This window comes from Micromonospora sp. WMMA1996 (genome assembly GCF_002573675.1).
GTDB lineage: Bacteria > Actinomycetota > Actinomycetes > Mycobacteriales > Micromonosporaceae > Micromonospora > Micromonospora sediminicola.
This window is the reverse complement of the sequence record NZ_PDHU01000002.1, coordinates 33,778-59,423: the sequence shown is the minus strand read 5'-3', so window position 1 is coordinate 59,423 and position 25,646 is coordinate 33,778. Positions and strand designations below refer to the sequence as shown.

Genomic DNA, 25,646 nt, shown 5'->3' with positions numbered 1-25,646 from the left:
CACGCCGTGTGGCGCGGGCCTGTGCCGGCCGCTTCCCCCGTCACCGTCGACTCATTCCTGCCGACTCTCGGTCCGACGGGCGATGTCGGGCAGGTGTTCCGGCAGCGCCACGGAACGCAGGTCGGCCAGCACGTCGTCCAGGAGGCGGGTGATCCGCGGCTGGTCGCGTCCCGCCCGCCGGACGTCGTCGACCGCGACCGCGAGGAAACCGTCGAAGTCCTGCGCCCGCGCCCGTACCCGTGGCGTGCCGTCAGGGTCGTCGACGAGCAGGCGGTGACCGGGCCGGCCGGCCAGACGACGCAGCAGGTCGTGCATCTCCTGGACGCTGCGCACCGCGGTGGTGGTGTCGTTGATCCCGGGTGACAGGGCCCGCTCGGCGATGTCGGTCAACTGCCGGAACCCGAACCCGACGTCCTGACCCAGGGTCCGTTCCACGCCGAGGCTCACCGCGACGCACGCCCGCGTCTCCGGCACGCTCGCCGGGAGCTGGCCGCCGGGCAGCGGATGGACCGCGATCAGCGGTTGCCCGGCCACCACGAAGTCGCCCGGCGCGGGCAGGACCGACAGGGCGCAGTCGTGTTCGCGGGCCAGCGCGGCGAGCCGGCCGAGGTCGACGTGTTCGACCATGCCGGGCTGCGCCGCGGTGATCACCTGCGCCGGCGGGGTCAGCGGTGCGACGGGCCTGGCGGCCGGGCCGACCGGATACTGCTCCTCGATCACCCGGCGGGTCTGGGCGCCGACCGCCGCGATGATGTGTGAGACCCGCATGACCGTGGTGACGTGGTGCAGGTAGTAGACGAACAGCCCGCTGCTGGCTAGCACGAAGGTCATCGTCACGGCGAGCGAGAGTTCCGGCAGCCGGGCGTCGGGGCCGGCCGGCAGTGCCGCCAGCACCACCATGGCGAACAGCGCGGTCGCCAGGAAGGTGCCCAGAGCCGCCTGCGTGATCCGGTCCCGCAGGAAGGTCCGCAGCACCCGGGGGGAGTACTGGCTGCTGGCGAGCTGGACGGCCACCACGGTGATGGAGAAGACCAGCGCGGTGAACGAGATCATCGCGGTGATGATCGAGGACAGCAGCGACCGGGCGCCGGCCACGCTGCTGGGCAGGAACCCGGCGGTCGGCAGGCCCAGGCGCAGCTCGGCCACCGACAGGCCGAGGGCCAGCAGCACGGCCCCGGCGGCGAACGCCGCCGGCACCAGCCAGAATCCCGACCACGCGGCCGCCAGGCGGGACCGGACGGTACGCGGAGTGCCGCTCATCCCGCCGTAGTCCCCGGTACGCGCCCTTTGCATACCTGGCGAAGTGTCTGTTTTACCTTGAGGCGGACCCCGACTGGACGCACGAAGCACGCTGACTCCGCGTGGGGTGCACGCCGGATACGGGCGTTCCCGGGTGCTGCACGGCGTGGACCTCGCCGTTCCGCCCGACGGGGTGGCCGCGGTGCTCGGGCACAACGGCGCCGGCAAGAGCACTCTGCTGCGACCGGCCGGTGCGTCGGTATCGATTTACATTGACGTTGGTCTCTACTAACATCGTGGCTGGGAGTCGCCAAGCGCTGCTGGGCAGCAGTGCCGTCCACCTCTGGGACGGCTTGAATCGATCGGCGTCACCTTCTCCGGGGTGGGCACCCAGCGAAGACCACTGGGCGCCGGCGCATCCACTGGAGCATCATGAAAATCTCACGGACAGCACGCCGTCTGGGACTGGGCGCGGTAGCGGTTCTCGTCGCCTCGTTCACGATGGTCGCCGTCAACCAGGCCGGTCCGGCCTCGGCGCACGGATCAGTCACCAACCCGCCGTCACGCAACTACGGATGTTACGAGCGCTGGGGTTCCGACCACCTCAACCCCACGATGGCCCAGACCGACCCGATGTGCTGGCAGGCGTGGCAGGCCAACCCGAACACCATGTGGAACTGGAACGGCCTGTACCGCGAGAACGTCGGCGGCAACCACCAGGCCGCCGTGCCGGACGGGCAACTGTGCAGCGGCGGTCGCACCCAGAATGGCCTGTACGCCTCGCTCGACGCGGTCGGCGCGTGGACCGCGAAGCCGATGCCGAACAACTTCACCCTGACGCTGACCGACGGCGCTCGGCACGGCGCCGACTACATGTTGATCTACATCACCAAGCAGGGTTTCGACCCGACCACCCAGCCCCTCACCTGGAACAGCCTCGAGCTGGTACTCCGCACCGGCAGCTACCCGACCACCGGGCTCTACGAGGCGCAGGTGAACGCGGGCAACCGTACCGGGCGGCACGTCGTCTACACCATCTGGCAGGCGTCCCACCTCGACCAGCCGTACTACCTCTGCAGTGACGTGATCTTCGGCGGTGGCGGCACCCCGCCGCCGACGACCCCGCCGCCCACCACGCCGCCGCCCACCACCCCGCCGCCCACCACGCCGCCGCCGACCGGAAACGGTGCCTGCACCGCCACCTTCCGCAAGACGAACGAGTGGTCCGGTGGATTCGGCGCCGAGGTCACCGTCCGGGCCGGCAACGCCGCCATCTCCGGATGGACGGTGGCATGGACCTGGCCCAACGGCCAGAGCATCACCAACTCCTGGAACGCGACGGTCACCTCGAGCGGTTCGTCGGTCACCGCGTCGAACGTCGCCTACAACGGCTCCCTGAGCGCCAACGCCACCACCAGCTTCGGCTTCAACGCCTCCTGGAACGGCACCAACTCCGCACCCACCCTCACCTGCACCGCCCGGTAACAGCATCCGCGGTGGGGTGGCGCGGCACGCGCCACCCCACCGCGCCGCCGGCAGGGCCGTGCGCCGGGGGTGGCAGTGCGGACGGACCCGACCTTCGGGCAGAGGTCCATGCGCTGCTCTCCGCCACCATCAGGAACCGCGACGAGGTGAGGAACGACCATGATCTCCCGGGTACGCGTCAGCGGCTGGTGCCGAAGCGGCGTCGTGTGGATCGAGGTGTGCCTGCTGGCCGCATCGATCGGTGTCGCCGCCCTGGTCACCTCGACCACCCCGAGGACGGACCCGGAGGTTCTCCGCCAAGAGATCCTGGCCCGGATGCGCACGACCCTCGAGCAGGTGGACCCGACACATCACGGCCACGCCGGGCACACCGCCCCGCAGGGGTCGGCCGGAGAGCAGGCCGCGCCGGCGGTCGTCTGCGGAGTCCATGTCTACGGCTACGAGCCCACCGGGGCCACCACGCTGGCCGACGTCCGGACGGTCTACGGCTTCCACCTCTGTGGCGTCGCCGAACAGAAGCGCCATTGGGACGGAGCGGTCAAACTCGTCGGCCCACTGATCATGGACATGACCACCCGACCTCCCGGCGTCGAGGTGGTCGAGGCGACCGCCGACGTCAGGTTCGTCGACCGGCTACGGGAGATGTTCCCCGACAAGTACGAGGACCTGGCACTCAGGGAAGCGTTGCCCGCATCGGAGATGGCCGACCTGCGGCGCCGGTACGACGCCGCCGCCGGCCTCTGACCACGCCGAGCGGCCGCCTCCGGTCACCTCGTGTTGGTGAGAGTGCCGCAGGCCTCTCTCATTCGTCGTATCAAATTCAAGGTGGTCTAACTCTGGACGTCTACTGTTAACAGTCCTAATAATAAGGCCCTCGGTTCCGCCCCGATCCGGAAGGGCCACCCCCATGCGCCGCCCCGCCATCCTCGCCCTGGCCGCCGTCCTGGCCGCCGGTGCTGCCACCGTCCACCTGGCGTCGTCCGCCTCCGCGGCCGCCGCCTGCTATCCCGCCTGGTCGTCGTCCGCCGTGTACGTCGGCGGCGGTCAGGCGTCGTACCAGGGCGTCAACTACCAGGCCAAGTGGTGGACCCAGAACGAGAACCCGGCCACGCACAGCGGCCAGTGGGACGTCTGGGCCAACCAGGGCGCCTGCGGCGGCTCCACCCCGCCGACCACGCCACCCCCGACCACGCCACCCCCGACCACGACGCCACCGTCCACCCCGCCCCCGACGACCACCCCGCCGCCGACCACGCCCCCGCCGACCGGCAACGGTCAGCTGCCGAAGCACTTCCTCACCGGTTACTGGCAGAACTTCGACAACCCGGCCCGGGAGATCCGGCTCCGTGACGTACCGGCCACCTACGACCTGATCGCGGTCGCGTTCGCCGACGCGACGAACACGCCCGGCACGGTGTCCTTCAGCATCGACCCGGGCCTGAGCGCCTCACTCGGCGGCTACACCGACGCCGACTTCAGGAACGACGTCGCCACCCTGCACTCGCGGGGCAAGAAGGTGATCATCTCGGTCGGTGGCGAGCGCGGCACGATCTCGGTCGCCAGTTCCAGCGCCGCAACGAACTTCGCCAACTCGATCGTCGGCCTCATCGCCAGCTACGGGTTCGACGGCGTCGACATCGACCTGGAGAACGGCGTCAACGCGACGTACATGGGTCAGGCCCTGCGGGACATCCGCAACCGGACGAACCCGAACCTGATCGTCACGATGGCGCCGCAGACCATCGACATGCAGAGCACCGGCAGTCAGTACTTCCAGTTGGCGCTGAGCATCAAGGACATCCTGACCGTCGTCCACACCCAGTACTACAACTCCGGTGCGATGCTCGGCTGCGACAACAACGCCGCGTACGCCCAGGGAACGGTCAACTTCCTCGTGGCGCTCGCCTGCATCCAGCTGGAGAACGGGCTCCGGCCGGACCAGGTGTCCCTCGGGCTGCCCGCCGCGCCGAGCGCCGCCGGTGGCGGCTACGTCAACCCCTCGGTGGTCAACCAGGCCCTCGACTGCCTCGCCAAGGGCATCAACTGCGGCTCCGTGAAGCCGCCGCGCACCTACCCGGGGATCCGTGGCGCCATGACGTGGTCGGTCAACTGGGACGTCACCAACGGCAACGGATTCGCCAACACCGTCCGTCCCCACCTCAACACCCTTCCCTGAACCCCCGCAGGAGAGTGTCATGAAACTCAGGCAGAAGATCCTGGCCCTGGCCGCCGTCACGGTCACCGCCACCGCCCTCGCCGTCGCCCCGATGACCACGTCGAGCGCGGCCGCGGCCTGCTACCCGGCCTGGTCGTCGTCCGCCGTGTACGTCGGCGGCGGCCAGGCGTCGTACCAGGGCGTCAACTACCAGGCCAAGTGGTGGACCCAGAACGAGAACCCGGCCACCCACAGCGGCCAGTGGGACGTCTGGGCCAACCAGGGCACCTGCGGCGGCACCACCCCGACCACCCCGCCCCCCACCGGCCCGACCAACCCGCCCCCGGCCGGCAGGATGGCGGCGGCGCCGTACGTCTATCCCGGCTGGGGCAACCCGCCGGCGCCCTCGACGATCACCGGTCAGGGCGTCCGCGCGTTCACCGTCGCGTTCGTGCTGGCGAACGGCTGCAACCCGGTCTGGGACGGTGAGGGCGGCCTGACCGGCGGCGTCCACGAGTCCTGGATCAACCAGGCCAAGGCCGCCGGCGCCACCATCGTCCCGTCGATCGGCGGGTGGCAGGGCAACAAGCTCGGCCCGAACTGCGCCACCCCGGAGGCCCTCGCCGGCGCGTACCAGAAGGTCATCAACACCTTCGGCCTCAAGGCCATCGACATCGACATCGAGAACTACGACGAGTTCGAGAACTACACGGTCGCCGACCGCATCGTGAGTGCCCTGGGCATCATCAAGCGCAACAACCCGGGCGTCACCACGATCCTGACCTTCGGTACGACCACGACCGGACCCAACGTGCACGGCGTCCGGCTGATCAACCAGGCCCGGGCGCTGAACGCCAACGTGGACGTCTTCACCATCATGCCGTTCGACTTCGGCGGCGGCGCGGACATGTACACCAGCACCCGCAACGCCGCGGAAGGTCTGAAGAATCAGCTGAAGTCCACGTTCGGCTGGAACGACCAGACCGCGTACGCCCACATGGGCATCTCCGGTATGAACGGGCTGTCCGACCAGCAGGAGGTCACCACGCCGGAGACCTGGACGCGGATCCGTGACTACGCCAGGAGCAACGGGCTCGCTCGATTCACGTTCTGGGCGGTGAACCGGGATCGCGGCTGCGCCGGCGGCGGCGTGGTGTCCAACTGCAGCGGCATCGCCCAGAGCGACTGGGAGTTCAGCCGGATCTCCGCCGGCTTCTGAGAGCTGTTCCACCAGGGCGGTGGAGCCGGGGAGGAGTCCGGGCGGCGGCCCGGACTCCTCCCCGCCCCGCACGGCATCCACCCTTCAGAAGCTGACCCCGAACGGCACCGGCGTCTTCGACGTCCTGACCGTGAGCGGCCGCACGGCTCGGCCGCGGTGTACGTCAGCTCGCCCCGTCGTTCGGCTCAGCGACCGACCTGGCGGGTGCGCTGCGGCGTGCGTCGACCGCCCCGGGTCACTCGGGTCGGTGGGATCGGTCCACGCCCTTGTGCACGCGGACCGTGCGCTCCACGAGCTCACGCAGCGTGCCCTCGTCGACGTCGTCGAGCCGCTTGAGGTAGAGGCAGCCCTTGCCGGTCCTGTGCGGGCCGAGCCGGGCGAGCAACGTCGGGTAGCGCTCCTCGTAACCGCCGACCAGATAGAGGACGAGCTGCTGCTTGCGGGGCGAGAAACCGGCCAGGGGCCAGTCGCCGGTGGGGCCGTGGTAGCTGCCGAAGCCCACGATGCTCGGGCCCCACATCACCGGCGGCTCACCCGTCACGTCGCGCAGGATCGCGCACAGGCGCAGGGCGTCGGCACGCCGGCGCTCGTCCGCGACCGCGGCCAGGAAATCGTCGACGCTCGCGTCGGTGGGAACCGTCACCGGCTGCCTTGATGTCGCCACGGCCGTGATGCTGTCACGTCCGTACGACAGGCGCCCCTGCGCGAGGACCGTTGCGCCGCCGACGTCGACCGCATCCGCACGTTCGGTCGAGGGGCCGGACCTCCGGACGCCCCGGTGGTGCCGCTGCCGCACGCCACCCGTCCTCGTCCTCCCAGTTCCGCGACCTGGTGCCGGGGCTCGGCAACCGTCGGCGGCTGGTCGCGCCCGATCTGCGCGGCAGGCGCTCCAGTCGCGAGCGGGATCGGCATGGACCGCGCCGCGCGCCCCGATGCCGTCGGGGAGACGTCGCGACGCTTCGTCCGTCCTCCCGTCGAGTAGGGATCACGCTCACCTGGCGGGGAGCGGCCGGCCGGAACCGCCCCGCAACCCCGGCGATGCCGGATCGGCATGAACACCGCCGATTCCGTCTTCGACCGCATGCCCGATCGCTGCCAGGGTCGAGTCCTGCCCAACCGGCGCTGTCCGGTGCCGGACGCACGACATCGACAAGGAGTGATCATGGTGCTCGCCCCACACCGTCTGGTGGCCGTGGTGTCAGCGGTGGCCCTCGCCGCCTGCGGTCCCGCCGATTCCGGCGATGCCGCCGAACGGCCGACGCCGGACCGTCCGATGACGGCCACCGCGTCCGCCGCGGCCGACCGGGACCGCGCGTTCCGGCACCTGGAGGAGACGTTCGACGCGCGGCTGGGGGTGTACGCGATCGACACCGGCACCGGCAGGACGGTGGGCTACCGGGCCGACGAGCGGTTCGCGTACGCCTCGACGTTCAAGGCGTTGGCCGCCGCGGAGGTTCTCGACGAGACCACGGATGCCGAGCTGGACCGGGTGGTGCGGTACTCGGCGGACGACCTGGTCACCTACTCGCCGATCACCGAGAAGCACGTCGCCGACGGCATGACGCTGCGCGCGCTCGCCGACGCGGCCGTGCGCTACAGCGACAACACCGCCGGTAACCTGCTGCTGCGCCGGCTCGGCGGACCGCAGAGGTTCGAGAAGGAACTGCGCGGGGTCGGCGACAAGGTCACCGCCCCCGCACGGTACGAGACCGCGCTCAACGAGGCGCGCCCGGGTGACCGTAGGGACACCAGCACCGCGCGGGCCCTGGCTCAGGACCTGCGGGCGTACGCCGTCGGCGACGCCCTCGACCCCGCGGACCGCGACATCCTCAACGGCTGGCTGCGGGGCAACACCACGGGCGGCGAGTTGATCCGCGCCGGTGTGCCCGACGGCTGGGTCGTCGGGGACAAGACCGGCTCCGGCGGCTACGGGACCCGCAACGACATCGCGGTGGTCTGGCCGCCGGACCGGGCGCCGATCGTGCTCGCGGTGCTGTCCAGCCGCGACCAGAAGGACGCCGACTACGACAACGCCCTGATCGCCCGGGCGGCCGAGGTCGCGATCGCCGCGTTGTGACGGCTCCACCACCAGCCGGTGCGGCGCCAGCCTTCGGGCAGCGCGGATGGAGGCCGCGGTGAACGCGCCGGTCGCCGGCGGGACCGACACCACCGACGCCGAGAACCACGAATGTCACGGTGCGACGGTGACGCGGTGACACTGCCCGCGCCGTCCGGCGAGCGCTGCAATGGGAATGCCACGCCGCTTGGAAGGAACCCCATGGACGCCACACGAACCGACGAACCGACGCAGCGTCACCGGCCGGCCGTCGACAGCTCCCGGCCCTTCGGGGCCCACCTGCGGATGAGCTGGTGGAAGCCGCTCGTGGTCATCGGTGTCCCACCGGTGGTGATGCTGGTCCTCCAGGTCCTGCTCTATCAGGTCGTGGGCGCCGTCGAGGGCAGCGACGACCCGATGTCCCCCCTCATGACGCCGCTGAAGTCCCTGGCCGTCAACATCAGCATCGGCGCGTCGGGCGTGGTGGCGGTCCTGCTCCTGGCGCGGATCGCCAGGGTGCCGTGGCGCAGGCTGATCAGCTCACCCCGGGCCGTCGACGCCCGCCGCCTGACGTCCTACCTCGTGATGGCCGCGGTGCTCGTGGGCGCGGGGATCGGCGTCGTGGCGCTGGTGGCGCCGGACTCGCCGGGCTGGACCACCTTCGGTGTCAGCGGCACGACGATCGGCCTGCTGGCGGTCACCGTGCTCAGTACGCCGCTGCAGTCCACCGGCGAGGAGTTGTTGTGGCGCAGCGCCGTGCTGCCCGCCGCCGCGTCCTGGGTGCGTGCGGTCCGGCCGGCGCTGGCCGTCGGGCTCGTCGTGTCGAGTCTGGGCTTCGCCGTGCTCCACGGGTCGAGCGACCCCTGGCTGTTCGGTTACTTCACCGTCATCGGCCTCTGCACCGGCCTGATGGCGATCATCAGCGGCGGCATCGAGGCGCCGGTCGCCTTCCACGTCGCCAACAACGTCCTGTTCGGGGTCGTCAGCACGGTGATGGCCGACGGCGAGCCCTACGCGATCGACCGCGCCACCGACTCCGGCGACGCGTCCCTGCTGATCCTGGCGGCCGTCAACGTCGCCATGGTGGTGCTGGTCTGGTCGCGTGAGCGGCGGACCCGGCCCAGAACCGCCGGCTAACCCCACCAGGGCAGCGTGCCCGTGCGCAGGTGGTCGTGCAGGGAACGGGCGACCTGGGCCATCGTCGCCTCGCTGCCGGGCTGGGCGACGGCGGGCACCCGGGAGGCGGTGAGTGCGGCGACCGCGTACGACTGCCCGTCGCCGTGGTCCACCACCCCGACCTCGTGCCGCAGGTGCAGCAGGGTGCCGGTCTTGGACGACCAGCGGGAGGCGTCGGAGGTGAAGTCGGGGGCGAGCCGCTGCCGGTGCAGGTTGTCGCCCATCAGGGCGCGCACCCGCGCGGCGGTGGTCTGGTGGATCACCGACGGTCGCCAGAGGGCCTGCAGCAGGTCGACGTAGGCCCGCGCCGATCCCGTGTTGGCGCGGGTGACGTCGAGCTGGGCGACCGGATGGCCCTGCCCGGGAGTCGCCGCGCCGATGGCGAGGGAGTGGGCCAGATGCGCGTCGTCGGGCCCGAGCCGTTCCGCCGGCGTGTCGGCGAGGTCGCCCGCCCGGTGCCGGACGGCGATGCCGTCGACGCGCAGTCGCCGCAGTTCGGCGGCGACCGCAGCCGGCGGAACGAGGTCGAACAACGCGTCGGCGGCGACCGAGTCGCTGACGGACGTGCTCAGGTACAGCAGGTCGTCCACGGCGATCCGGGCCGGATGCCGGAATCGGCTCAGACCGGTCGGGCCGGGGGTGGTGATCCGACCGGGCGCGACGTCGACCGGCAGCGCCGGGTCTATTTCGCCACGGGCGATCCGTTCCAGCACGGCGACCGCCAACGGCACCTTCACCAGCGACGCCGACGGGTAGCGGGCGTCCGCGTCGAAGCCGATCTCCGCGCCGCTGTCGAGGTTGCGGACCAGGAAGGCGCCGCGCAGCCCGGCCTCGTCGAGGAGCCCGCGCGCGTCGCGCACGACGGTGGTGGCACTCACGTCGTCGCGCCCAGGCATCGCGCTATGTCCGAATGCAGCACCGTTCGCAGCTGTTCGAGGTCCTCGCGGAGGCCGGCGGCGATGTCGTAGCCGCGTACGAGTCGAGGCTCGGCGAGGGGACACCAGTGCAGCCCGAAGTCCTCGGCCTGCTGGCGGGAGCAGAGCAGCAGGTCGGGTGAGCTGAGCGCCTTCGCCGCGGCGTCGACGAGCGACGGCGCGACGGTGACCTGGGCCGGCGCCAGTCCGGCCGACTGGCCGGCGCGGGTCAGCGGATCCCGCAGGTGGGCGAGGTCGTCCTCGGGCTGGATGAGGATCCGCCGTCGTGCCTGGGTGCGGGCTCGGCCGCGGCGCAGCGTCTCCAGGAACACCGTCGCCGCCGGAAACGGGGTCCGGGCGGCCAGCCCGAGCGGAACCCGCCAGGAAGCCGCCGCCTCGGGGACGGCCAGGATCCCCGCGCCGACCTCCAGAGCCTGACAGAGCCGGTCGCGTTCCTGCGGGCCGGCCGGCCGTACCTCCAGCTGGAGGCGGTGACGCCGGCTCGCGACCACCAGGGCGGCGAGGCGGGGTGCGGGACAGGTCTCGGGTACGGCGACCTGTAGCGGGCGCAGCCGGGCGCGCTCGGCGTCGTCGGTCATCGCGTCGGCGAGATCGACCAGGCGACGGGCCGTCGGCAGCATGTCCTGCCCGAACGACGTCAACCGAACCGCCCGGGAGGACCTGTCGAACAACCGCGCCCCGAAGTGCCCCTCCAGGGCGGCGATGCGGCGACTGGCGACCGACTGGGGGATGCCCGCCGCGGCGGCGCCGGAGGTGAAACTGCCGTGCCCGCTGACGGCGACGAAGGCCCGGCAGGCGGCGACCACATCCACCTGCCGAACCTATACCTGGAACGCATGGAACCGACGACCGGAGGCCGGACGAGGATCGTCCGCTACAACCAGTCGTGTTCGCGGGCGTACCGGGCGGCCTCGTGGCGGGTCCGGGTCTGGGTCTTGCGCATGGCGTTGGAGAGGTAGTTGCGGACGGTTCCCGGCGCGAGGTGCAGTCGGGCGGCGATGTCGGTGACCGAGTAGCCCTCGCCGGTGACCCTCAGGACGTCGGCTTCGCGGTCGGTGAGGGGGGAGTCGTCGGTGACGGCGAGTGCCGACACGTCCGGATCGATCCAGCGCTTACCGGCGTCCAGGGTGGCGATGACGGAGGTGATGTGGGCCGGCTCGGCGGACTTGCTGATGAAGCCTTGGACGCCGAGTTTCAGGGCCTTGCGGAGCACGCCGGGGCGGGCGTGCCGGGTCAGCATGAGGATCACCTGCTCGGGTCGCGTTCGACGGATCTCGGCGACCGCGCCGAGGCCGTCCACGCCGGGCATCTCCAGGTCGATGACCAGGACGTCGGGCCGGTGCCGCAGGGTGGCCTCGATGGCTGTCTCACCGTCCTGCGCCTCGGCGAGAACGGTGATGTCACCCTCCAGGGGCAGCAGCGCGGCGAGGGCCGTCCGGAGCAGCACCTCGTCGTCGGCGAGCACGATTGTGGTCATCGACCGTCCTCCTTCAGGGCCGGTGGCTGCACCGCGCCACGGGCGGGCGGGAACGTCGCGGCCGTCCGGAAGCGCCCCTCGTGCTGCTCCACCATCAGCTGACCGCCGTCGTCCGCCAGCCGTTGCCGCAGCGCGGACAGTCCCCTGAGCTCGGGTGGGGTGTCGGCGGTCACGCCGTCGTTGACGATGGTGATGCCCGACCCGGCGAGCGTGATCCGCACCTGGGTGGCCTGCGCGTGGCGCAGGATGTTGGTGGTGGTCTCGCGCAGCACCTGCCCGAGCAGTTCGCTGACGTGGGCGTCGACCTCGGCCTCCCGGGTCACCCGCACCCGGATGCCGGCGGCCTCGAACAGGTTCTTCGCGTTCTCGATCTCCGCGGTCAGGTTGAGCCGCCGTTGGGCGTACGCGAGTTCCTTGGTCTGGGTGATGGTGTCGCTGACCAACGCGTACGTCTCGCGCAGCTCCTCCTCGGCCCGCGCGGTGTCGCGGAGCAGCAGTCGCTGGGCCAGGGCGATCTTCAACTTGACCACGTGCAGGGTGTGGCCCTGGATGTCGTGCAGGTCGCTGGCGAATCGCACGCGCTCCCGGACGACGGCCAGCTCCGCCTCGCGTTCCCGGGTCTGTTCGAGTTCCCGGATGAGGTCGTAGAACCGCTCGCCCACGATCGTGAAGACCGTCACGACGACGGTGAGGGCGGTCGGGACGAGGACGTAGGTGACCAGGACGTGAGCGACGTCGTCCCGCTGCACCAGCAGCCGCGCCGCGCCGACGACGGCGACGTAGGAGAACAGCCCGGCCACCGCCGGCCCGCGGTGCCGCCGGACCTCCCGCAGGGCGAGGGAACCCACGGCGCAGAACCCCCAGTAGGCGTTGGGACTGCCGGTCACCAGGACTCCCAGCGGCCACACCGCTGCCCCGACGACCAGGCAGGGCACCGCCACCCGGGCCAGGTCGTTGGCCGTCCATCGTTCGAAGGCCACCACGGCCGCCACCGCCCCCGGCGCCAGGATGACGATGTGCCACCAGGTACGCGCGTCGATGTAGAGGAGGACCGCGGCGGCGAACACCACGGGCGGTAGTGACGTGACGAGATTGAGCCGGCGCAGCCTTCCCTGCGTCGACTCGGTGAAGCGCGGTGATCTCGCGGTCACCACACCAGTATCCGGCAGCCACGGGTCGCGACCAGTGACACCACGTCACATGCGGTGATGACACCGCGCCACTGACGGGTCGGCGGCGCCCGCGCTGTCATGGGTGCATGTCCACCTCACCCGTCATCGAAGTCGACCGGCTGAACCTCACGTACGGTGACTTCCACGCCGTCAAGGACCTCTCCTTCGAGGTACGGCCCGGAGAGCTGTACGCGCTGTTGGGCACCAACGGTGCCGGGAAGACCTCGACGCTGGAAGTCGTCGAGGGACACCGGAGGCCGACCTCCGGGAGCGTCCGCGTCCTCGGGCACAGCCCGCAGGACCGCCGTCTGGTCCGTCCCCGGATGGGCGTCATGCTCCAGGAAAGTGGTTTCTCCCCGGACCTCACGGTTCGCGAGTCTGTCCGGCTCATCGGCCGGCTCACCCGGCGCGGCGACGACGTCGACCGGGTGCTCGACCTGGTCGACCTCACCGGGCGGGCCGGCCGCAAGGTCTCGCAGCTCTCCGGCGGCGAGAAGCGGCGGCTGGACTTCGCCACCGCGGTATACGGCACCCCGGAGCTGATCTTCCTGGACGAGCCGACCACGGGCCTGGACATCCAGTCCCGCGACGCCGTCTGGGCGACCGTGGACCGGCTCCGCGAGGACGGCGCCACCATCGTGCTCACCACCCACTACCTGGAGGAGGCGCAACAGCGCGCCGACCGCATCGGACTGATGCACCAGGGCACCCTGCACCGCGAGGGCACCGTGGCGGAACTGACCCGCACCCTGCCGGCCGTCATCCGCTTCTCCCTCCCGGCCAGGGCGCCGGCGCTGCCGCTGCAGGCTGCGGTCGACGCCGAGGGGAAGGTCGTCGTCGAGACCTTCGGACTGCAGAAGGACCTGCACGTCCTGCTCGGGTGGGCCCAGGACCACGCCGTCGAACTGCAGGGTCTGGAGGCCGGGCCGACCCGCCTCGACGACGTCTTCCGCGCCATCAGCAACTGAACCGCGACCTCGACAGGAGTTCCCCCGTGTTGTCCATCGCCGCAAGCGAGCTGATCCAGATCTTCCGCAACCGGCTGGTACTGATCACCAGCCTCATCGTCCCGGTGGTCGTCAGCGCGTTCTTCGTCCGCCAGCACGAGACCTACGCCGCCCTCGGCAGCCTCGGCTACATCGCCGCGATCGTGATGTTCACGGTCACCGCGTTCGGGCTCTACGCCACCGCGGTCACCACGCTGGCCTCCCGGCGGCAGAACCTCTTCCTCAAGAGACTGCGCTCCACCGCCGAAGGGGACGCCGGCATCCTCGCCGGCCTGCTGCTGCCCGTCCTCGTCCTCGCCGTGGTGCAGGCGACCGCCATCCTGACCGCCCTGGCCGTGGTCGCCGGCGGACCGGCCGACGTCGCTCTGCTGGTCGTGGCGTTCCTCGCGACCCTGGCCATGATGGTCGGCCTGGCCCTGGCCACGGCTGGGCTGACGAACTCCCCGGAACACGCTCAGGTCACCACCCTGCCCGTCACCCTCGGTGTGATCGCCATGGCCACCTGGGTCGGCATCTCCGGCACGGAGGACCTCGCCTGGCTCAAGCGGCTGCTGCCCGGCGGCGCGGCCACCGAACTGACCATGAACGCCTGGAACGGCGGGGTCGCCGTGACCGACTCCCTGGTCCTGCTCGCGCCCACGCTCGGCTGGGTCGTCATCTCCGTCGCCCTCGCCATCCGCCTCTTCCGCTGGGAGCCCCGCCGATGACCACCGCACCCCGCTCGGACGCCCCGACCCTCGTCGAAGACCTCCTCCTGCTGCTGTTCCAGCCCACATCCGGGACCATCGCGGGTGAGAACACCCTCTTCTACGTCCTCGGTGGCGCGGTCCTCGCGGACCTGGCGCTCGGCGACCACCTGATCACGGCGGACCGTGGGCGGGTCAGTGGCGTGGCGGGTCACCCACCGTCGGACGACCTCCTCCGCCCGGCGTGGAACTACCTCGCCGAGAAACCGAGGGGAGTGCAGACCGCACTCGCGGCCATCGGTCCCGCCCTGCGCAAGCCGGTGTTGGAGCGGCTCGTCGCCCGTGGCGACATCGACGAGGCGCCGCGCAAGGTGCTCGGCCTGTTCCGGACGACGGCCCTGCGCGACGGCAGGACCGAACGACGGGCCCGCCTGCTCGCCGACGTTCGGCAGGTTCTCGTGGCGGGTGCGGAGCCGCGAGCCCGTGTCGCCGCGCTCGCGGCGCTGCTCTCGGCCAGCGGGACACTGCCGCAGTTCCACCGCGAGATCCCGTGGACGTCAGAGGTGATCACGCGGGCCAAGGCGCTCGAGCGCGGCGACTGGGGTGCCGGCGCCGCGGCCGAGGCGGTGACCCGTACCGTCACGGCCACGGTCGTCAACAGCGTCATCGTGGCCGTCACCGTGCTGCCGCGCAGCTAGTGGCGGGCACGCTGCGGAGCTTTCCCGCCGACAGCGAGCCGGCACTGCGGTCCGGGAGGCGCGGTGGCCGACGGTGAGTTCCCGCGCGCCGATCACCAGGCGCAGGGCGCGTAGTCCTTCAGGAAGCAGCCGTAGAGGTCCTCGCCCTGTTCGCCGCGGACGATCGGGTCGTAGACCCGGGCCGCGCCGTCGACCAGGTCCAGTGGGGCGTGGAAGCCGGCGTCCGCCAGCCGCATCTTCGTCGGGTGGGGCCGCTCGTCGGTGATCCAGCCGGTGTCGACGCTGGTCATGAGGATGCCGTCGGCCAGCATCTCCTGGGCGCTGGTTCGGGTGAGCATGTTCAGCGCGGCCTTGGCCATGTTGGTGTGCGGGTGCCCCGGCCCCTTGTAGCCGCGGGCGAACTGGCCCTCCATCGCCGACACGTTCACCACGTACTTCCGGCGGGCGGTCGCCGCGGCCATCGCCGGTCGCAGTCGGCTGACCAGCACGAACGGCGCGGTCACGTTGCACAGCTGCACTTCGAGCAGTTCGATCGGGTCCACCTCGTGCACCCGCTGCACCCAGCTGTTGACCGGTTCGAGGTCCGGCACCAGACCGCCGGCGTCGATGGCGCTCGCTGCCGCGATGCGCTCCGGCGACGCGGAGCCGCCGGTCAGCGCCAGCGCGGTGAGCGCGTGCGGGGTGAGCGCCGGACGCGCCGGGGCGGTCAGACTGCCGGCCGGGTCGTTCCGGCCGGCCGTCGGGGCGAACGTGATGATCTCCGGCAGCGGACCGTCCGGCAGGGCCGCCGCCTCCGCGGCGACGAGCGGCGCGTATGCCCCGGGGGTGCGGCGGACGGTCTGCGCCGCGTTGTTGATCAGGATGTCGAGTGGTCCCTGGGCGCTGACCGAGTCGGCGAGGGCGATCACCTGGGCGGGGTCGCGCAGGTCGATCCCGACGATCCGCAGGCGGTGCAGCCAGTCCGCGCTGTCCGGCATCGCGGCGAACCGGCGGACCGCGTCGTGCGGGAACCGGGTGGTCACCGTGGTGTGCGCGCCGTCGCGCAGCAGCCGCAGCGCGATGTACATGCCGATCTTCGCCCGGCCGCCGGTGAGCAGCGCGCGCCGGCCGGTCAGGTCGGTGCGGGCGTCGCGGCGCTCCCGGTTGAGCGCGGCGCAGGGCGGGCAGAGCTGGTGGTAGAACGCGTCCACCTCGCGGTAACGCTGCTTGCAGACGTAACAGCCGCGCGGGTTGTGCAGGAAGCCGGCAGTGGCGCCGACGGTGGGGGAGGCCAGCGGGATGCCCTGGGTCTCGTCGTCGATCCGGCCCGGGGCGCCGGTGGCGGTGGCCGCCGTCACCGCCCGGTCGGCCGCCAGGACGGCGTTCCGGCGGTCCTCGCGTCGCCGCTGCTTGATCACCTTGTAGAGCTTCGCGGTGGCCCGCTGCACCCGCACCACGTCGGGGTGGTCGGGTGGCAGGTTCTCCAGCGCCTCGAAGACGGCGAGGCAGGTCTCCAGCCGATCGCGGTCAATGCCGTGCTGGCCGTTTTCGGTACTCTTGTCCGCCGTCATACCGCCGCTGTCTCATTCCGTTCCCGCACCGGATCCACCCGGCCCGCCCCACGTCCGACCCGGAACTGTACGCACCGCGGGGCCGCCGACGCATCCCGCGTCGACCCGCCGGTCCGGGAGGTCGGGGCGAACCTCGCCCGGCGGGGCGAACGGTGCATCTCCCTCCCGGACGGGCGGGGCGGAAGCGGCCACGCCGAGGTGTGCGGGCCCGTGACCGGGTTGGTTGTCATCCTCTTCTGCATCGTTGTAAATTGGCGTGCGTCCATGTTCGACGAAGGAGGTAGTTCTGGACTGCGCACTGGCCTTCGATGCCACCTACGCCCCCCACGCCGCCGTCGTTGTGTCCACCGTGGTCGCCCACATGCCGGCGGAACCGTTGCGGTTCTGGTTCGCCGCGGGCGACGACGTCACCGAGCGCAGCCGGGCCGCCCTGACCCGGGCGGCCGGGCGCGCCACCGTCTCCTTCCTGACGGTGGACCCACCCCCGATCCGCCTGCCCGGCTCCCGCGAACCCCACCTGAGCTACCTCTCGGCCGCCATGTACCTGCGGCTGCTGATCCCGCACGCCCTGCCGCCGGACGTCCACCGCCTGGTCTATCTCGACTCGGACGTGCTCTGCACCGGCTCGTTGGCGGAACTGCGTGACCTCGACCTGGCCGGCGCGCCCCTCGGCGCGGTCCGGGACGCGTTCACCCGCCGGCTGATCGACACCGGCGGCCTGCCGGGCATCTACGGCCGGTACCACGACCTCGACGCCCAGGCCCCGTACCTCAACTCCGGGGTGCTGCTCATCGACGTGCCGCGGTGGAAGGAGCTCGACGTCACCGCCAAGGCGCTCGACTACGTCGCCCGCCACGCGGACGAGTCGCGCTTCCCGGACCAGGACGCCCTCAACCATGCCGTCTACGGGCGGTGGACACGGATGCCCAAGCGCTGGAACCACATGATGGCGTGGCGACTCGATCCGCGCGTCGGCGGGAACGTCACCGACGCGTCCGTCATCCACTTCGCCGGCCCGGTGAAGCCGTGGCATCCGGAGTTCCCCGACGGCGTGTACCGGCAGATGTACTGGCGACACCGCCGCCGTACCGAGGTGGTCACCGCCCGGAACAGATGACCTGGAGCGACCCGCGCCGGCCGGTTCACTTGTGCTGTCGATCGCCGGACCCGGCGGCGGTCCGGGCGGTGATCTCCGCACACCGTGACCTGATCGCGCACGATACCCTCGCGATCTCCGCGACGCTCGTGGACCCGCTGTCGGAGGGCTTGCCGGGCACGGTCGGCGGCGGCGAGGAGATCCTGGTGCACGCCCTCCGGGCCTGAGGCGGAGGCGGTGCCGCGGCGGAACAGGGCCGCGGCACCGCCCGCACGGCGGTCAGGGGCGGGGGAAGACCGGCACCGGCTGGTCCTCCGGGTCGAGGTCGAGCCCGGCGGGCCCGATGATCCGCGGATCGGGTACGCCGACGACCGAGGCGTCCTTGCCGGCGTAGTCGAACCGATGCAGCACGTGCCGCATCGCCTCCAGCCGGGCCCGCTTCTTGTCGTTGCTCTTCACCACGGTCCACGGGGCGTCGGCGGTGTCGGTCCAGAAGAACATCGCCTCCTTGGCCTCGGTGTAGTCGTCCCAGCGGTCGAGGGAGGCGAGGTCCATCGGGGAGAGCTTCCACTGGCGTACCGGGTCGACCTTGCGGATGACGAAGCGGGTGCGTTGCTCGTTGCGGGAGACCGAGAACCAGAACTTGACCAGCCGGATGCCGGAGCGGACCAGCATCCGCTCCAGGTCCGGGGCCTGCCGCAGGAACTCCAGATACTCCTTGCGGGAGCAGAAGCCCATCACCCGCTCCACGCCGGCCCGGTTGTACCAGGACCGGTCGAACAGCACGATCTCCCCGGCCGCCGGCAGGTGCGCCAGCCAGCGCTGGAAGTACCACTGGCCGGCCTCCCGCTCGTCCGGCTTCTCCAGGGCGACGACGCCGGCGCCCCGCGGGTTGAGGTGCTCCATGAAGCGTTTGATCGTGCCGCCCTTGCCGGCGGCGTCGCGGCCCTCGAAGAGGATCACCAGCCGCTCGCCGGTGTCCTTCACCCAGTCCTGGAGCTTCAGCAGCTCGATCTGCAGCAGGCGCTTCTCCCGGTCGTACGCCTCCCGGTCGAGACGCTCGTCGTAGGGGTAGCCGTCGCGCCAGGTCTCCACCGGGCGGCCGTCGGGCAGCAGCAGCACCGGATCGTCGTCGTATCCGTCACGTACCTGGTAGTCGGCGTCGAGGTCCAGCAGCGCAGCGTCGGCCATACCGACCGTACCTACCCCGCCACACCTGCCGCGACGCCTCCGGACAGGGGGAATGCCTGGTCGATTGTGCGGTCGATAGGGGTCCTCCCGCGTCCGGACGCCCGGCATCATCGGCCTGCGACGACCGCCCGGTGGCGGCTGCCGGATCTCGCACACTCACCGTCGGTGGAAGGAACTGCCGTGTCGACTCGTCGTCAACTGCTGCGCCTCGGCGCGGCGTCGGGCATCGTCGGGGCGACCGGCGGCCTGGCCGGCCTCGCCGGACAGCTGGCCGCGACCCCCGCCACGGCGGAGGTCGCCGCGCCGAGCGCCACGCCCGTCACCCCGTTCACCGTCCCGTTGACCGTGCCGCAGACGCTGCGCCCGGTGCTGCGGACCGCCACCACGGACTACTACTCGGTCACCATGCACCGGAGGCGACTGGAGATCGTGCCGGGCACCCGTACCGAGGTGTTCACCTACAACGGCGACCTGCCCGGCCCGACCATCCGCGCCCGGTCCGGCCGCCGGGTGGTGGTACGCCAGCGCAACCGGCTCGTCATGCCCACGGCGGTGCACCTGCACGGCGGCGCCATCGCCCCCGGCGACGACGGCTCGGGCGACGCCACGATCCCGCCCGGAGGCGAGCGCGTCTACACCTATCCGAACCGGCAGCCGCACGCCACGCTCTGGATGCACGACCACACCCACCACATGGAGGCCGAGCACCTCTACCGGGGCCTGTCCAGCCTCTATCTGCTCACCGACCGCACCGAGGCGGCGCTTCCGCTGCCCGCCGGCCAGTTCGACGTGCCGCTGGTGCTGCGCGACGCCCATCTGGACGCGAACGCCCAGCTGGTCTGGACCATGGACGACGCCGACAACCGGACCACCCTGTTGGTCAACGGGCGGCCGTGGCCGCGCTTCGAGGTGCAGGCCCGGCGATACCGCTTCCGCCTGGTCAACGCCAGCAACCTACGGTTCTTCCTGCTCCGCCTGGCCGACGGCGGGGACATCACGGTGATCGGCTCCGACGGCGGGCTGCTGGAGGCGCCGGTGACCATGCCGTACCTGCTGTTCTCGCCCGGCGAGCGGCTCGACGTGGTGGTCGACTTCGCCCGCTACCAGCCGGGCACCTCCGTGGTCCTGCAGAACATGCTGGGGCCGGGCCCGGCCGAGCAGGTGGGCCAGGTGATGCGCTTCGACGTCGTAGCGGCGCGGGGGCGGGACCGCACCTCGGTGCCGCAGCGGCTGCGTACCCTGCCGGCGCCGCCGACGCCGACCGTGCGCCGCAGCATCGAGCTGCGGATGGACGAGGCGGGCTCCGGCGGGCACCAGGCGTACATCGACGGGAAGGTCTTCGACCCGGCCCGGATCGACACGACCGTCGCCTGGGGCAGCACCGAGGAGTGGACGGTGACGAACGCCAACACCCTCATGCCGCACAACTTCCACCTGCACCTGGTGCAGTTCCGGGTGCTCGACCGCAACGGCGCGCCGGCCGATCCCACCGAGTCCGGCCTGAAGGACACCGTGATCGTCTGGCCGGGGCAGAGCGTCCGGCTCCAGGCCACCTTCGACACCTGGCGCGGCGTCTACCCCTACCACTGCCACATGGTCGACCACAGCGCGATGGGCATGATGGCCAACCTCCGGATCGTCTGAGTCGGCGGGACGAGACGATCATCGACCTTCTGGAGGGCGCCGGGAGCGGACCGCCGCGTGCGGACCGCTCCCGGCGTCACTGTCACCGGTTGCCGTTGACGACCGGCGGCACCAGACCGACGTACGTGAGGGCGGCCCGGCCGCCGACCACCGCGACGTCCAGGGTGCAGGCGTCGAGCCACTCCTGCCGCACCTTGTACTGGAGGCAGGTCGCCTCGGCCCGCTTGCGGAGTTCCTCGTCGAGGTCCCGGGCGAAGAACGGCGCGGACGGGTTGCCGGAGGCGACCGCGCCGCAGGGCGCCAGCAGGGTCCGGATCGGGGCGACCCGCCAACTGGCGCCGAAGCGCTGGTAGAGGTCGTCGAAGGAGAGCGGGACGGCGAACTGGGTGCCGTCCTTGGCGGCGAGGCGCTTCGGATCGCCGTCGGGGTTGCCGAGCAGGCCGACCACCGGGGTCGGGTACGTGCCGAGACCGACCGCCACGTCGATGTAGCCGCTGTTGACCGTCACCCGGATGCTGTTGCCGCTGGAGTCGGTCACCACGTACACGTTGCCGATCCGGTGGATGTCCACGCCCGAGGGCAGATGCAGCGCGCCGTCGGACGGGAGGTCCCTGGTCCGGCCGTCCACGACGAGGCTCTTGCCGTCGCAGAGCGCCACCTTGGTGCTGCCCATCCGCGTGGCGACCGAGCGGTCGACCGAGGCGTTGGGCCAGGTGGGCGCGCCGGACGCCTTGCGGGTCTGCACCTCGAAGCCGCTGCCGGCCTGCGCCTCGACGAAGTCGCCGGAGGCCTGGAAGTCGTAGAGCAGGCCGGCGAACGTGTGCTGGTGGGTGTCGCCGATGACGGAGGCCGCGGCGCAGTTGGTCGCCGCGCCGCCCGCGGTGTTCTCCACGAAGACCACGGCGGGGCCGGGCGCGGTGGCGGCCGGCGCGGGCGAGCCGAAGTTGAGGTTGTTGGTCTCGCCGGTGAAGCCCTGGGCCACGCAGATCGGGGCGGCGGTGCCCCCGTAGGTGATCCTCGTCCGGACGTTCAGCGACGCGCCGGCGTTGAAGGTGGCCGCGCCTCCGCCGTCGCTGTTGCCGCCGTAGCCGAACACGTTGAACTCGGACGTGGTCCAGCCGGCCGCCGCGTTGGCGGAGTTGGAACCCGCCGCGGTGTAGGCGGTGGCGCCCACGAACAGGGTGGCGCTGTCACTCGTCGCGTTCACCGTGCCGGTCAGCCGCAGCGCCCCGAGGTTGGTGATCGGCTGGTTGGGCACGGCTGCCGCGCCCGGGCTGTTGCGGTAGCAGTAGATGTCGGGGTCGCCGGTGAACGAGAACTGGGTCCAGCCGCCGGCCGGGCAGGCCGCGTTGTACTGGAGGAGCCAGTACTGGATGAACACCTGGCCGCTGGAGCCGTTGTTGGCGTAGACGAACTGCTGCCAGCCCCGGCACCCGGCGTTGGGCGACCCGGCGCAGGCCGTGCTGGCGAAGAAGTCGGTGTTGATCTGGAGGGTGTAGGCGTTCGCCACGGGCGGCCCGGCGTTGGCGATGGGCGAACTCTCGCTCGTCACGTTGACGATGTTCTCGAACGTGCCGGACGACTCGGAGATGAACCCGCTCGGCGCCTGGGCGGAGATGTCGTTGCCGTTGCCCACCACCAGTGGGCGGATGCTGCGCTTGGGCGTCATCGGGATCGCCGGCGCGGAGGCGCAGGTGGCCCGCTGCCACGCCAGTCGGGGATAGTCGGCGGTGAAGCATCCCTTCGCCGACGGGTGCGGGACCGCGGTGATCTCCGTCTGCCACGCCTTCAGGCTCGTGGCCGAGGGTGCCGCGTTCGCCGTCGCGGCGGATCCGCCCACCACGATCAGCACCGCCAGCGCCGTGACGCCGGTCAGTCTGCGGGTCACCCCGCGTGTTCGAGCAAAGAGCCCCATCGCCGCTCCATCCACTAGCCGGCAGTCATGTCGCCGGACAGGAAAAGGCAACCATCGATACGGGAGGCGATCACTCGTTGTGACGGCGTTGTGACACGTCGGAAGTGCGCGTTCTCGGAAGCCGCGCGGGCGCTGTCAGCTCCGCCGGGTGTGACGCCCGTTACCTCTGCGCGGAGGGGGAATCAGCCCGGGTGACGAGGATTTGAACCCAGGTGTGACTGTCGCACCGTCCTCCGCCTCGTCGTGTCCTGACCGGGTGGAGGTCCTCCGATGACCGATGTCCTCCCGGCCGGGACGACTCCCGCCCCCACGCCCGGCGACCTGATGAGCCGGGGGCAACGGCTGCGGCTCGTGCTGGTCCTCGGCTCGCTGATCGCGATCGGTCCGCTGACGATCGACATGTACCTGCCCGCGCTGCCCGCGATCGTCGCCGACTTCGCGACCTCCTCGGCGGCGGTCCAGCTGACACTGACCGGCACGCTCGCCGGCCTCGCCCTGGGCCAGCTGCTGATCGGGCCGCTCTCGGACGCCGTCGGCCGGCGTGGCCCGCTGGTCGCCGGCCTGGCGCTGCACGTCGTGGCGTCGGCGCTCTGCGTCGTGGCGCCCGACATCGCCGTCCTCGGCGTCCTGCGGGTGGTGCAGGGCCTCGGCGTCGCCGCCACCACGGTGGTGGCGATGGCGGTGGTCCGGGACCTGTTCAGCGGCCGGGCCTTCGCCACCCTGCTCTCCCGGCTGCTGCTGGTGATGGGCGCGGCGCCGGTTCTCGCCCCGACCCTCGGCGGTGGCGTGCTGCGGTGGACGGACTGGCGTGGCGTCTTCGTGACCCTGGCCGTCTTCGGCGTGCTGCTCGTCGCGGTGGCCGCGCTCGGCCTGCCGGAGACGCTGCCACCCGCGCGCCGTCGTCGCGGCGGCGTCGTCGCCACCGTGGGCCTGTACGGCTCGTTGCTGCGCGACCGTGTCTTCGTGGGCCTGGTCCTGGTCGCCGGCCTGGCCATGGCGGCGCTGTTCGCGTACGTGGCCGGCTCGTCGTTCGTCCTGCAACAGGGGTACGGGCTCGACGAGCAGCAGTTCGGGCTGGCGTTCGGGGCGGGCGCGGTGGGCCTGATCGGCGCGACCCAGTACAACGTGCGGCTGCTGCGCCGCTACCCGCCGCAGCGGATCCTCGTCGCCTCGCTGGGTGTGGGGACCCTGGCGGGGCTGGCGCTGGTGGCCTTCGCGGCGACCGGCCTCGGTGGGCTGCCCGCACTGCTGGTGTCGTTGTGGGTGGTGCTGGCGGCGGCGGGTCTGGCGATGCCGAACGCCCCGGCGTTGGCGCTGTCCCGGCACGGCGAGGCGGCCGGCACCGCCTCCGCCCTGCTCGGCGCCGTGCAGTTCGGCGTGGGTGCGGTGGCCGCGCCGCTGGTGGGCGTGCTGGGCACCGGCGCGCTGGCGATGGCCCTGGTGGTGGCCGGTGGCATGGTGGCGGCGCTGGCGGTGCTGCTGCTGGTCGTCCGACCGGCCCGGCTGGCCGACCTGGAGCCGGCGCCGGCGGTCGTGGTCGTGCACTGACGGACCGTCCGGTTGTTCCGTCGTTCCCGTCCCGGGCCGCCCCGGGCCGCCTATCGTTCGACCAGGACGACGGTCGGCGCGGCGGGGCACGGTCGGGAGGGCACGATGGGTGGGACGGTTCGACCGGACGGCATCAGTCCGGCCGCGGTCGAGGCGGCGCCGGGGCTGTGGCGCGTCGACCTGCAACGCCACGACCTGAGCGTGCCGGGGCGTGAGGTCGTGCAGACCCGGGTGGAGTTCACGCCGGACTCGCCGCCGTTCACGCACTTCCACCCCGGTGAAGAGATCATCTACGTGCTCCAGGGGTCGCTGGAGTATCGGCTCGACGGCCGCCCACCGGTGGTGTGCCACGCGGGCGACGCCCTCACCGTCGGGTACGGCGTGCACCACCAGGCCCGCAACGTCGGGCGCGGCATCGCGGTCGAGCTCGCCACCTACGTGGTGGAGAAGGGCAAGCCGCTGCTCACCAGGGTGGAGGGTGGACTGAACCGCCGGCGGCCGCCGCGGGACGACGCCTGCCGTCGGGTGAGCATCTCGGCCGCGGCGCGCAGCTTGGCTGCCGGTTGCTCACCCGCCGGCCCGAGCACCGCCGCGAACTGGTTGCCCAGGCCGAGCACCATCCGGGCGCGGTCGACGTCGCCGATGGCGACCAGGCACTGGGCGTAGATGCCGTAGGTGTTGGCCATCTCCCACAGGCTGAGCGGGCGGCTCGGGTCGAGCAGGCGCTGCCGCAGCTCGCAGGCCCGCGACGCGGCGAGCGCCGCCGCCCGGGCGTCGGCGTCGGGCGACCGGCCGGTCCGGGCCCGCTCCAGCAACGCGGTCGCCTGGTTGTGGTACGCCGTCCCCATCGCCTCGCGCGTGCGGGGTCCGGCGGCCGGGGGCGGGCCGGCGGTGTGCAACCCCACCTGCACCGCCCGGTCGAGCAGCTCCATCCGCAGGGTGGGCTGACCGGCGGCGTAGGCGGTCTCGGCGAGATCCAGCACCGCCGTGATCAGCTCGGCCAGCGCCTCGTCCCGCTGCGGGCCGGTCGCGGCGCGCGCGGCGTCGTTCAGCTCCTCGAAGAGGGCGACGGCCTCGCGGCCCGGCGTCAGCCCCTCGGCCGCTCGGCCGCGCGCGGCCAGGAGCATGCCGTGTCGCCAGAGCGCCCGGGCCAGTTGCCGCCGGTCGTGGGGATCCACCCGACCGGGACCGCGTACCGCCTCCCGGTAGGCGGCGACGACGTCGGTCCACAACCGGTCCGCCTCCGGCCAGGACGCGCGCGCGGTGGAGCGCTCGCGCGCCCGGTCGAAGAGTCGTTCCCGCTCGTCCGGCCCCATCCCGGAAACCGCCCTTCGCCGCCGCCGACACGTCGAACCTCATCGATCGTACGTGCCAGCGGCTCGGCGTGTCCGGCCCGA

General features: G+C 71.8%; 24 protein-coding genes and 1 pseudogene. 15 read left to right on the top strand and 10 right to left on the bottom strand.

All coding sequences use genetic code 11. The annotated features are described in order from the left end of the window. Positions 1-51: 51 nt before the first annotated feature. Positions 52-1,260: a DUF2254 domain-containing protein gene (locus tag COO58_RS19195; protein WP_176558901.1), complete on the bottom strand. Its 1,209-nt coding sequence runs from the start codon at positions 1,258-1,260 to the stop codon at positions 52-54. 106 nt (positions 1,261-1,366) lie between these two features. Between COO58_RS19195 and COO58_RS19190 the strand changes: the two genes are divergently transcribed. The 5 genes from COO58_RS19190 to COO58_RS19170 all read left to right on the top strand — a co-directional run bounded on the left by COO58_RS19190 (position 1,367) and on the right by COO58_RS19170 (position 6,098). After that, a complete protein-coding gene (locus tag COO58_RS19190) occupies positions 1,367-1,531 on the top strand; it encodes an ATP-binding cassette domain-containing protein (RefSeq protein WP_369700208.1) in 165 nt (54 codons plus the stop codon). Positions 1,532-1,671: 140 nt separating this feature from the next. Then, complete coding sequence (locus COO58_RS19185; RefSeq protein WP_098746538.1) at positions 1,672-2,724, top strand: lytic polysaccharide monooxygenase; 1,053 nt, start codon at positions 1,672-1,674, stop codon at positions 2,722-2,724. A 159-nt stretch (positions 2,725-2,883) separates the two neighbouring features. Continuing rightward, complete coding sequence (locus COO58_RS19180; protein ID WP_091573795.1) at positions 2,884-3,468, top strand: hypothetical protein; 585 nt, start codon at positions 2,884-2,886, stop codon at positions 3,466-3,468. Between the two features lie 163 nt (positions 3,469-3,631). Continuing rightward, positions 3,632-4,900 carry a chitinase gene (locus tag COO58_RS19175; RefSeq protein ID WP_098746537.1) on the top strand — a complete coding sequence of 423 codons (1,269 nt, stop codon included), beginning with the start codon at positions 3,632-3,634 and terminating at the stop codon, positions 4,898-4,900. Positions 4,901-4,919: 19 nt separating this feature from the next. After that, positions 4,920-6,098 (top strand): glycosyl hydrolase family 18 protein, encoded by a 1,179-nt coding sequence (locus tag COO58_RS19170; RefSeq protein ID WP_098746535.1) that lies wholly within the window; start codon positions 4,920-4,922, stop codon positions 6,096-6,098. A gap of 235 nt (positions 6,099-6,333) precedes the next feature. Here the strand turns inward: COO58_RS19170 and COO58_RS19165 are convergent, their stop codons facing one another. Then, entirely contained in the window at positions 6,334-6,741 is a 408-nt protein-coding gene (locus COO58_RS19165; RefSeq protein WP_091573798.1) for a DUF1801 domain-containing protein, read from the bottom strand. A 519-nt stretch (positions 6,742-7,260) separates the two neighbouring features. Here COO58_RS19165 and bla point away from each other — a divergent pair. Both bla and COO58_RS19155 read left to right on the top strand, forming a co-directional pair. Next, on the top strand, positions 7,261-8,175 hold the full coding sequence (bla, locus tag COO58_RS19160) for a class A beta-lactamase (RefSeq protein WP_098746644.1): 915 nt from the start codon (positions 7,261-7,263) through the stop codon (positions 8,173-8,175). A 201-nt stretch (positions 8,176-8,376) separates the two neighbouring features. Then, entirely contained in the window at positions 8,377-9,291 is a 915-nt protein-coding gene (locus COO58_RS19155) for a CPBP family intramembrane glutamic endopeptidase (protein WP_098746533.1), read from the top strand. Here COO58_RS19155 and COO58_RS19150 read toward each other — a convergent pair. The 4 genes from COO58_RS19150 to COO58_RS19135 form a co-directional block, all read right to left on the bottom strand. Then, positions 9,288-10,226 carry a serine hydrolase gene (locus COO58_RS19150; RefSeq protein ID WP_369700207.1) on the bottom strand — a complete coding sequence of 313 codons (939 nt, stop codon included), beginning with the start codon at positions 10,224-10,226 and terminating at the stop codon, positions 9,288-9,290. The two genes, COO58_RS19155 and COO58_RS19150, sit on opposite strands and share 4 nt — an antisense overlap. Continuing rightward, positions 10,205-11,077, bottom strand: a complete 873-nt coding sequence (locus COO58_RS19145; RefSeq protein WP_098746531.1) for a LysR family transcriptional regulator — start codon at positions 11,075-11,077, stop codon at positions 10,205-10,207. The genes COO58_RS19150 and COO58_RS19145 overlap by 22 nt, the downstream gene beginning before the upstream one ends. A 62-nt stretch (positions 11,078-11,139) precedes the next feature. Continuing rightward, entirely contained in the window at positions 11,140-11,742 is a 603-nt protein-coding gene (locus tag COO58_RS19140) for a response regulator transcription factor (RefSeq protein WP_091573802.1), read from the bottom strand. Beyond that, positions 11,739-12,893 (bottom strand): sensor histidine kinase, encoded by a 1,155-nt coding sequence (locus COO58_RS19135; protein ID WP_098746642.1) that lies wholly within the window; start codon positions 12,891-12,893, stop codon positions 11,739-11,741. Before COO58_RS19135 ends, COO58_RS19140 begins: the two co-directional genes overlap by 4 nt. 107 nt (positions 12,894-13,000) lie before the next feature. On the opposite strand from COO58_RS19135, the gene COO58_RS19130 reads away from it, so the two are divergent. From COO58_RS19130 to COO58_RS19120, 3 genes are read left to right on the top strand one after another with little or no spacing between them, the layout of a single operon-like run. Beyond that, the gene (locus tag COO58_RS19130) at positions 13,001-13,882 is read left to right on the top strand and encodes an ABC transporter ATP-binding protein (protein WP_098746529.1); all 882 of its coding nucleotides are present in this window, start codon (positions 13,001-13,003) and stop codon (positions 13,880-13,882) included. A gap of 26 nt (positions 13,883-13,908) precedes the next feature. Further along, on the top strand, positions 13,909-14,628 hold the full coding sequence (locus tag COO58_RS19125; protein ID WP_098746527.1) for an ABC transporter permease: 720 nt from the start codon (positions 13,909-13,911) through the stop codon (positions 14,626-14,628). Then, the gene (locus COO58_RS19120; protein WP_091573805.1) at positions 14,625-15,305 is read left to right on the top strand and encodes a GPP34 family phosphoprotein; all 681 of its coding nucleotides are present in this window, start codon (positions 14,625-14,627) and stop codon (positions 15,303-15,305) included. The genes COO58_RS19125 and COO58_RS19120 overlap by 4 nt, the downstream gene beginning before the upstream one ends. Positions 15,306-15,397: 92 nt before the next feature. Here the strand turns inward: COO58_RS19120 and COO58_RS19115 are convergent, their stop codons facing one another. Beyond that, positions 15,398-16,855, bottom strand: a complete 1,458-nt coding sequence (locus COO58_RS19115) for an SDR family oxidoreductase (RefSeq protein WP_098746525.1) — start codon at positions 16,853-16,855, stop codon at positions 15,398-15,400. Positions 16,856-17,111: 256 nt separating this feature from the next. Between COO58_RS19115 and COO58_RS19110 the strand changes: the two genes are divergently transcribed. Beyond that, positions 17,112-17,972: a glycosyltransferase family 8 protein gene (locus COO58_RS19110; protein WP_176558900.1), complete on the top strand. Its 861-nt coding sequence runs from the start codon at positions 17,112-17,114 to the stop codon at positions 17,970-17,972. Positions 17,973-18,040: 68 nt separating this feature from the next. Continuing rightward, positions 18,041-18,178 carry a hypothetical protein gene (locus COO58_RS30290; RefSeq protein ID WP_176558899.1) on the top strand — a complete coding sequence of 46 codons (138 nt, stop codon included), beginning with the start codon at positions 18,041-18,043 and terminating at the stop codon, positions 18,176-18,178. 52 nt (positions 18,179-18,230) lie between these two features. Here the strand turns inward: COO58_RS30290 and ppk2 are convergent, their stop codons facing one another. Then, positions 18,231-19,142, bottom strand: coding sequence for a polyphosphate kinase 2 (gene ppk2, locus COO58_RS19105; protein ID WP_218012400.1), 912 nt, complete (start codon positions 19,140-19,142; stop codon positions 18,231-18,233). Between the two features lie 180 nt (positions 19,143-19,322). Here ppk2 and COO58_RS19100 point away from each other — a divergent pair, with 180 nt between their 5' ends. Further along, entirely contained in the window at positions 19,323-20,786 is a 1,464-nt protein-coding gene (locus tag COO58_RS19100) for a multicopper oxidase family protein (protein WP_098746523.1), read from the top strand. An 82-nt stretch (positions 20,787-20,868) separates the two neighbouring features. On the opposite strand, the gene COO58_RS19095 is transcribed toward COO58_RS19100, so the two are convergent. Continuing rightward, entirely contained in the window at positions 20,869-22,674 is a 1,806-nt protein-coding gene (locus COO58_RS19095; RefSeq protein WP_141561928.1) for a VWD domain-containing protein, read from the bottom strand. 351 nt (positions 22,675-23,025) lie between these two features. On the opposite strand from COO58_RS19095, the gene COO58_RS19090 reads away from it, so the two are divergent. Together COO58_RS19090 and COO58_RS19085 are read left to right on the top strand one after the other, a co-directional pair. Continuing rightward, a complete protein-coding gene (locus tag COO58_RS19090; protein WP_091573811.1) occupies positions 23,026-24,249 on the top strand; it encodes a multidrug effflux MFS transporter in 1,224 nt (407 codons plus the stop codon). A gap of 105 nt (positions 24,250-24,354) precedes the next feature. After that, positions 24,355-24,660, top strand: a pseudogene (locus COO58_RS19085) (cupin domain-containing protein); the annotation flags it as partial. A gap of 23 nt (positions 24,661-24,683) precedes the next feature. Here COO58_RS19085 and COO58_RS19080 read toward each other — a convergent pair. Next, complete coding sequence (locus COO58_RS19080) at positions 24,684-25,565, bottom strand: hypothetical protein (protein WP_098746519.1); 882 nt, start codon at positions 25,563-25,565, stop codon at positions 24,684-24,686. Between the last annotated feature and the right edge of the window lie 81 nt (positions 25,566-25,646).

Excerpts from the sequence above, each read along its gene's own strand:
- COO58_RS19195 (WP_176558901.1), bottom strand. The coding sequence starts at position 1,260 with ATGAGCGGCACTCCGCGTACCGTCCGGTCCCGCCTGGCGGCCGCGTGG.
- COO58_RS19185 (WP_098746538.1), top strand. The coding sequence starts at position 1,672 with ATGAAAATCTCACGGACAGCACGCCGTCTGGGACTGGGCGCGGTAGCG.
- COO58_RS19180 (WP_091573795.1), top strand. The coding sequence starts at position 2,884 with ATGATCTCCCGGGTACGCGTCAGCGGCTGGTGCCGAAGCGGCGTCGTG.
- COO58_RS19175 (WP_098746537.1), top strand. The coding sequence starts at position 3,632 with ATGCGCCGCCCCGCCATCCTCGCCCTGGCCGCCGTCCTGGCCGCCGGT.
- COO58_RS19170 (WP_098746535.1), top strand. The coding sequence starts at position 4,920 with ATGAAACTCAGGCAGAAGATCCTGGCCCTGGCCGCCGTCACGGTCACC.
- bla (WP_098746644.1), top strand. The coding sequence starts at position 7,261 with ATGGTGCTCGCCCCACACCGTCTGGTGGCCGTGGTGTCAGCGGTGGCC.
- COO58_RS19155 (WP_098746533.1), top strand. The coding sequence starts at position 8,377 with ATGGACGCCACACGAACCGACGAACCGACGCAGCGTCACCGGCCGGCC.
- COO58_RS19150 (WP_369700207.1), bottom strand. The coding sequence starts at position 10,226 with ATGCCTGGGCGCGACGACGTGAGTGCCACCACCGTCGTGCGCGACGCG.
- COO58_RS19140 (WP_091573802.1), bottom strand. The coding sequence starts at position 11,742 with ATGACCACAATCGTGCTCGCCGACGACGAGGTGCTGCTCCGGACGGCC.
- COO58_RS19130 (WP_098746529.1), top strand. The coding sequence starts at position 13,001 with ATGTCCACCTCACCCGTCATCGAAGTCGACCGGCTGAACCTCACGTAC.
- COO58_RS19120 (WP_091573805.1), top strand. The coding sequence starts at position 14,625 with ATGACCACCGCACCCCGCTCGGACGCCCCGACCCTCGTCGAAGACCTC.
- COO58_RS19115 (WP_098746525.1), bottom strand. The coding sequence starts at position 16,855 with ATGACGGCGGACAAGAGTACCGAAAACGGCCAGCACGGCATTGACCGC.
- ppk2 (WP_218012400.1), bottom strand. The coding sequence starts at position 19,142 with ATGGCCGACGCTGCGCTGCTGGACCTCGACGCCGACTACCAGGTACGT.
- COO58_RS19090 (WP_091573811.1), top strand. The coding sequence starts at position 23,026 with ATGAGCCGGGGGCAACGGCTGCGGCTCGTGCTGGTCCTCGGCTCGCTG.
- COO58_RS19080 (WP_098746519.1), bottom strand. The coding sequence starts at position 25,565 with ATGGGGCCGGACGAGCGGGAACGACTCTTCGACCGGGCGCGCGAGCGC.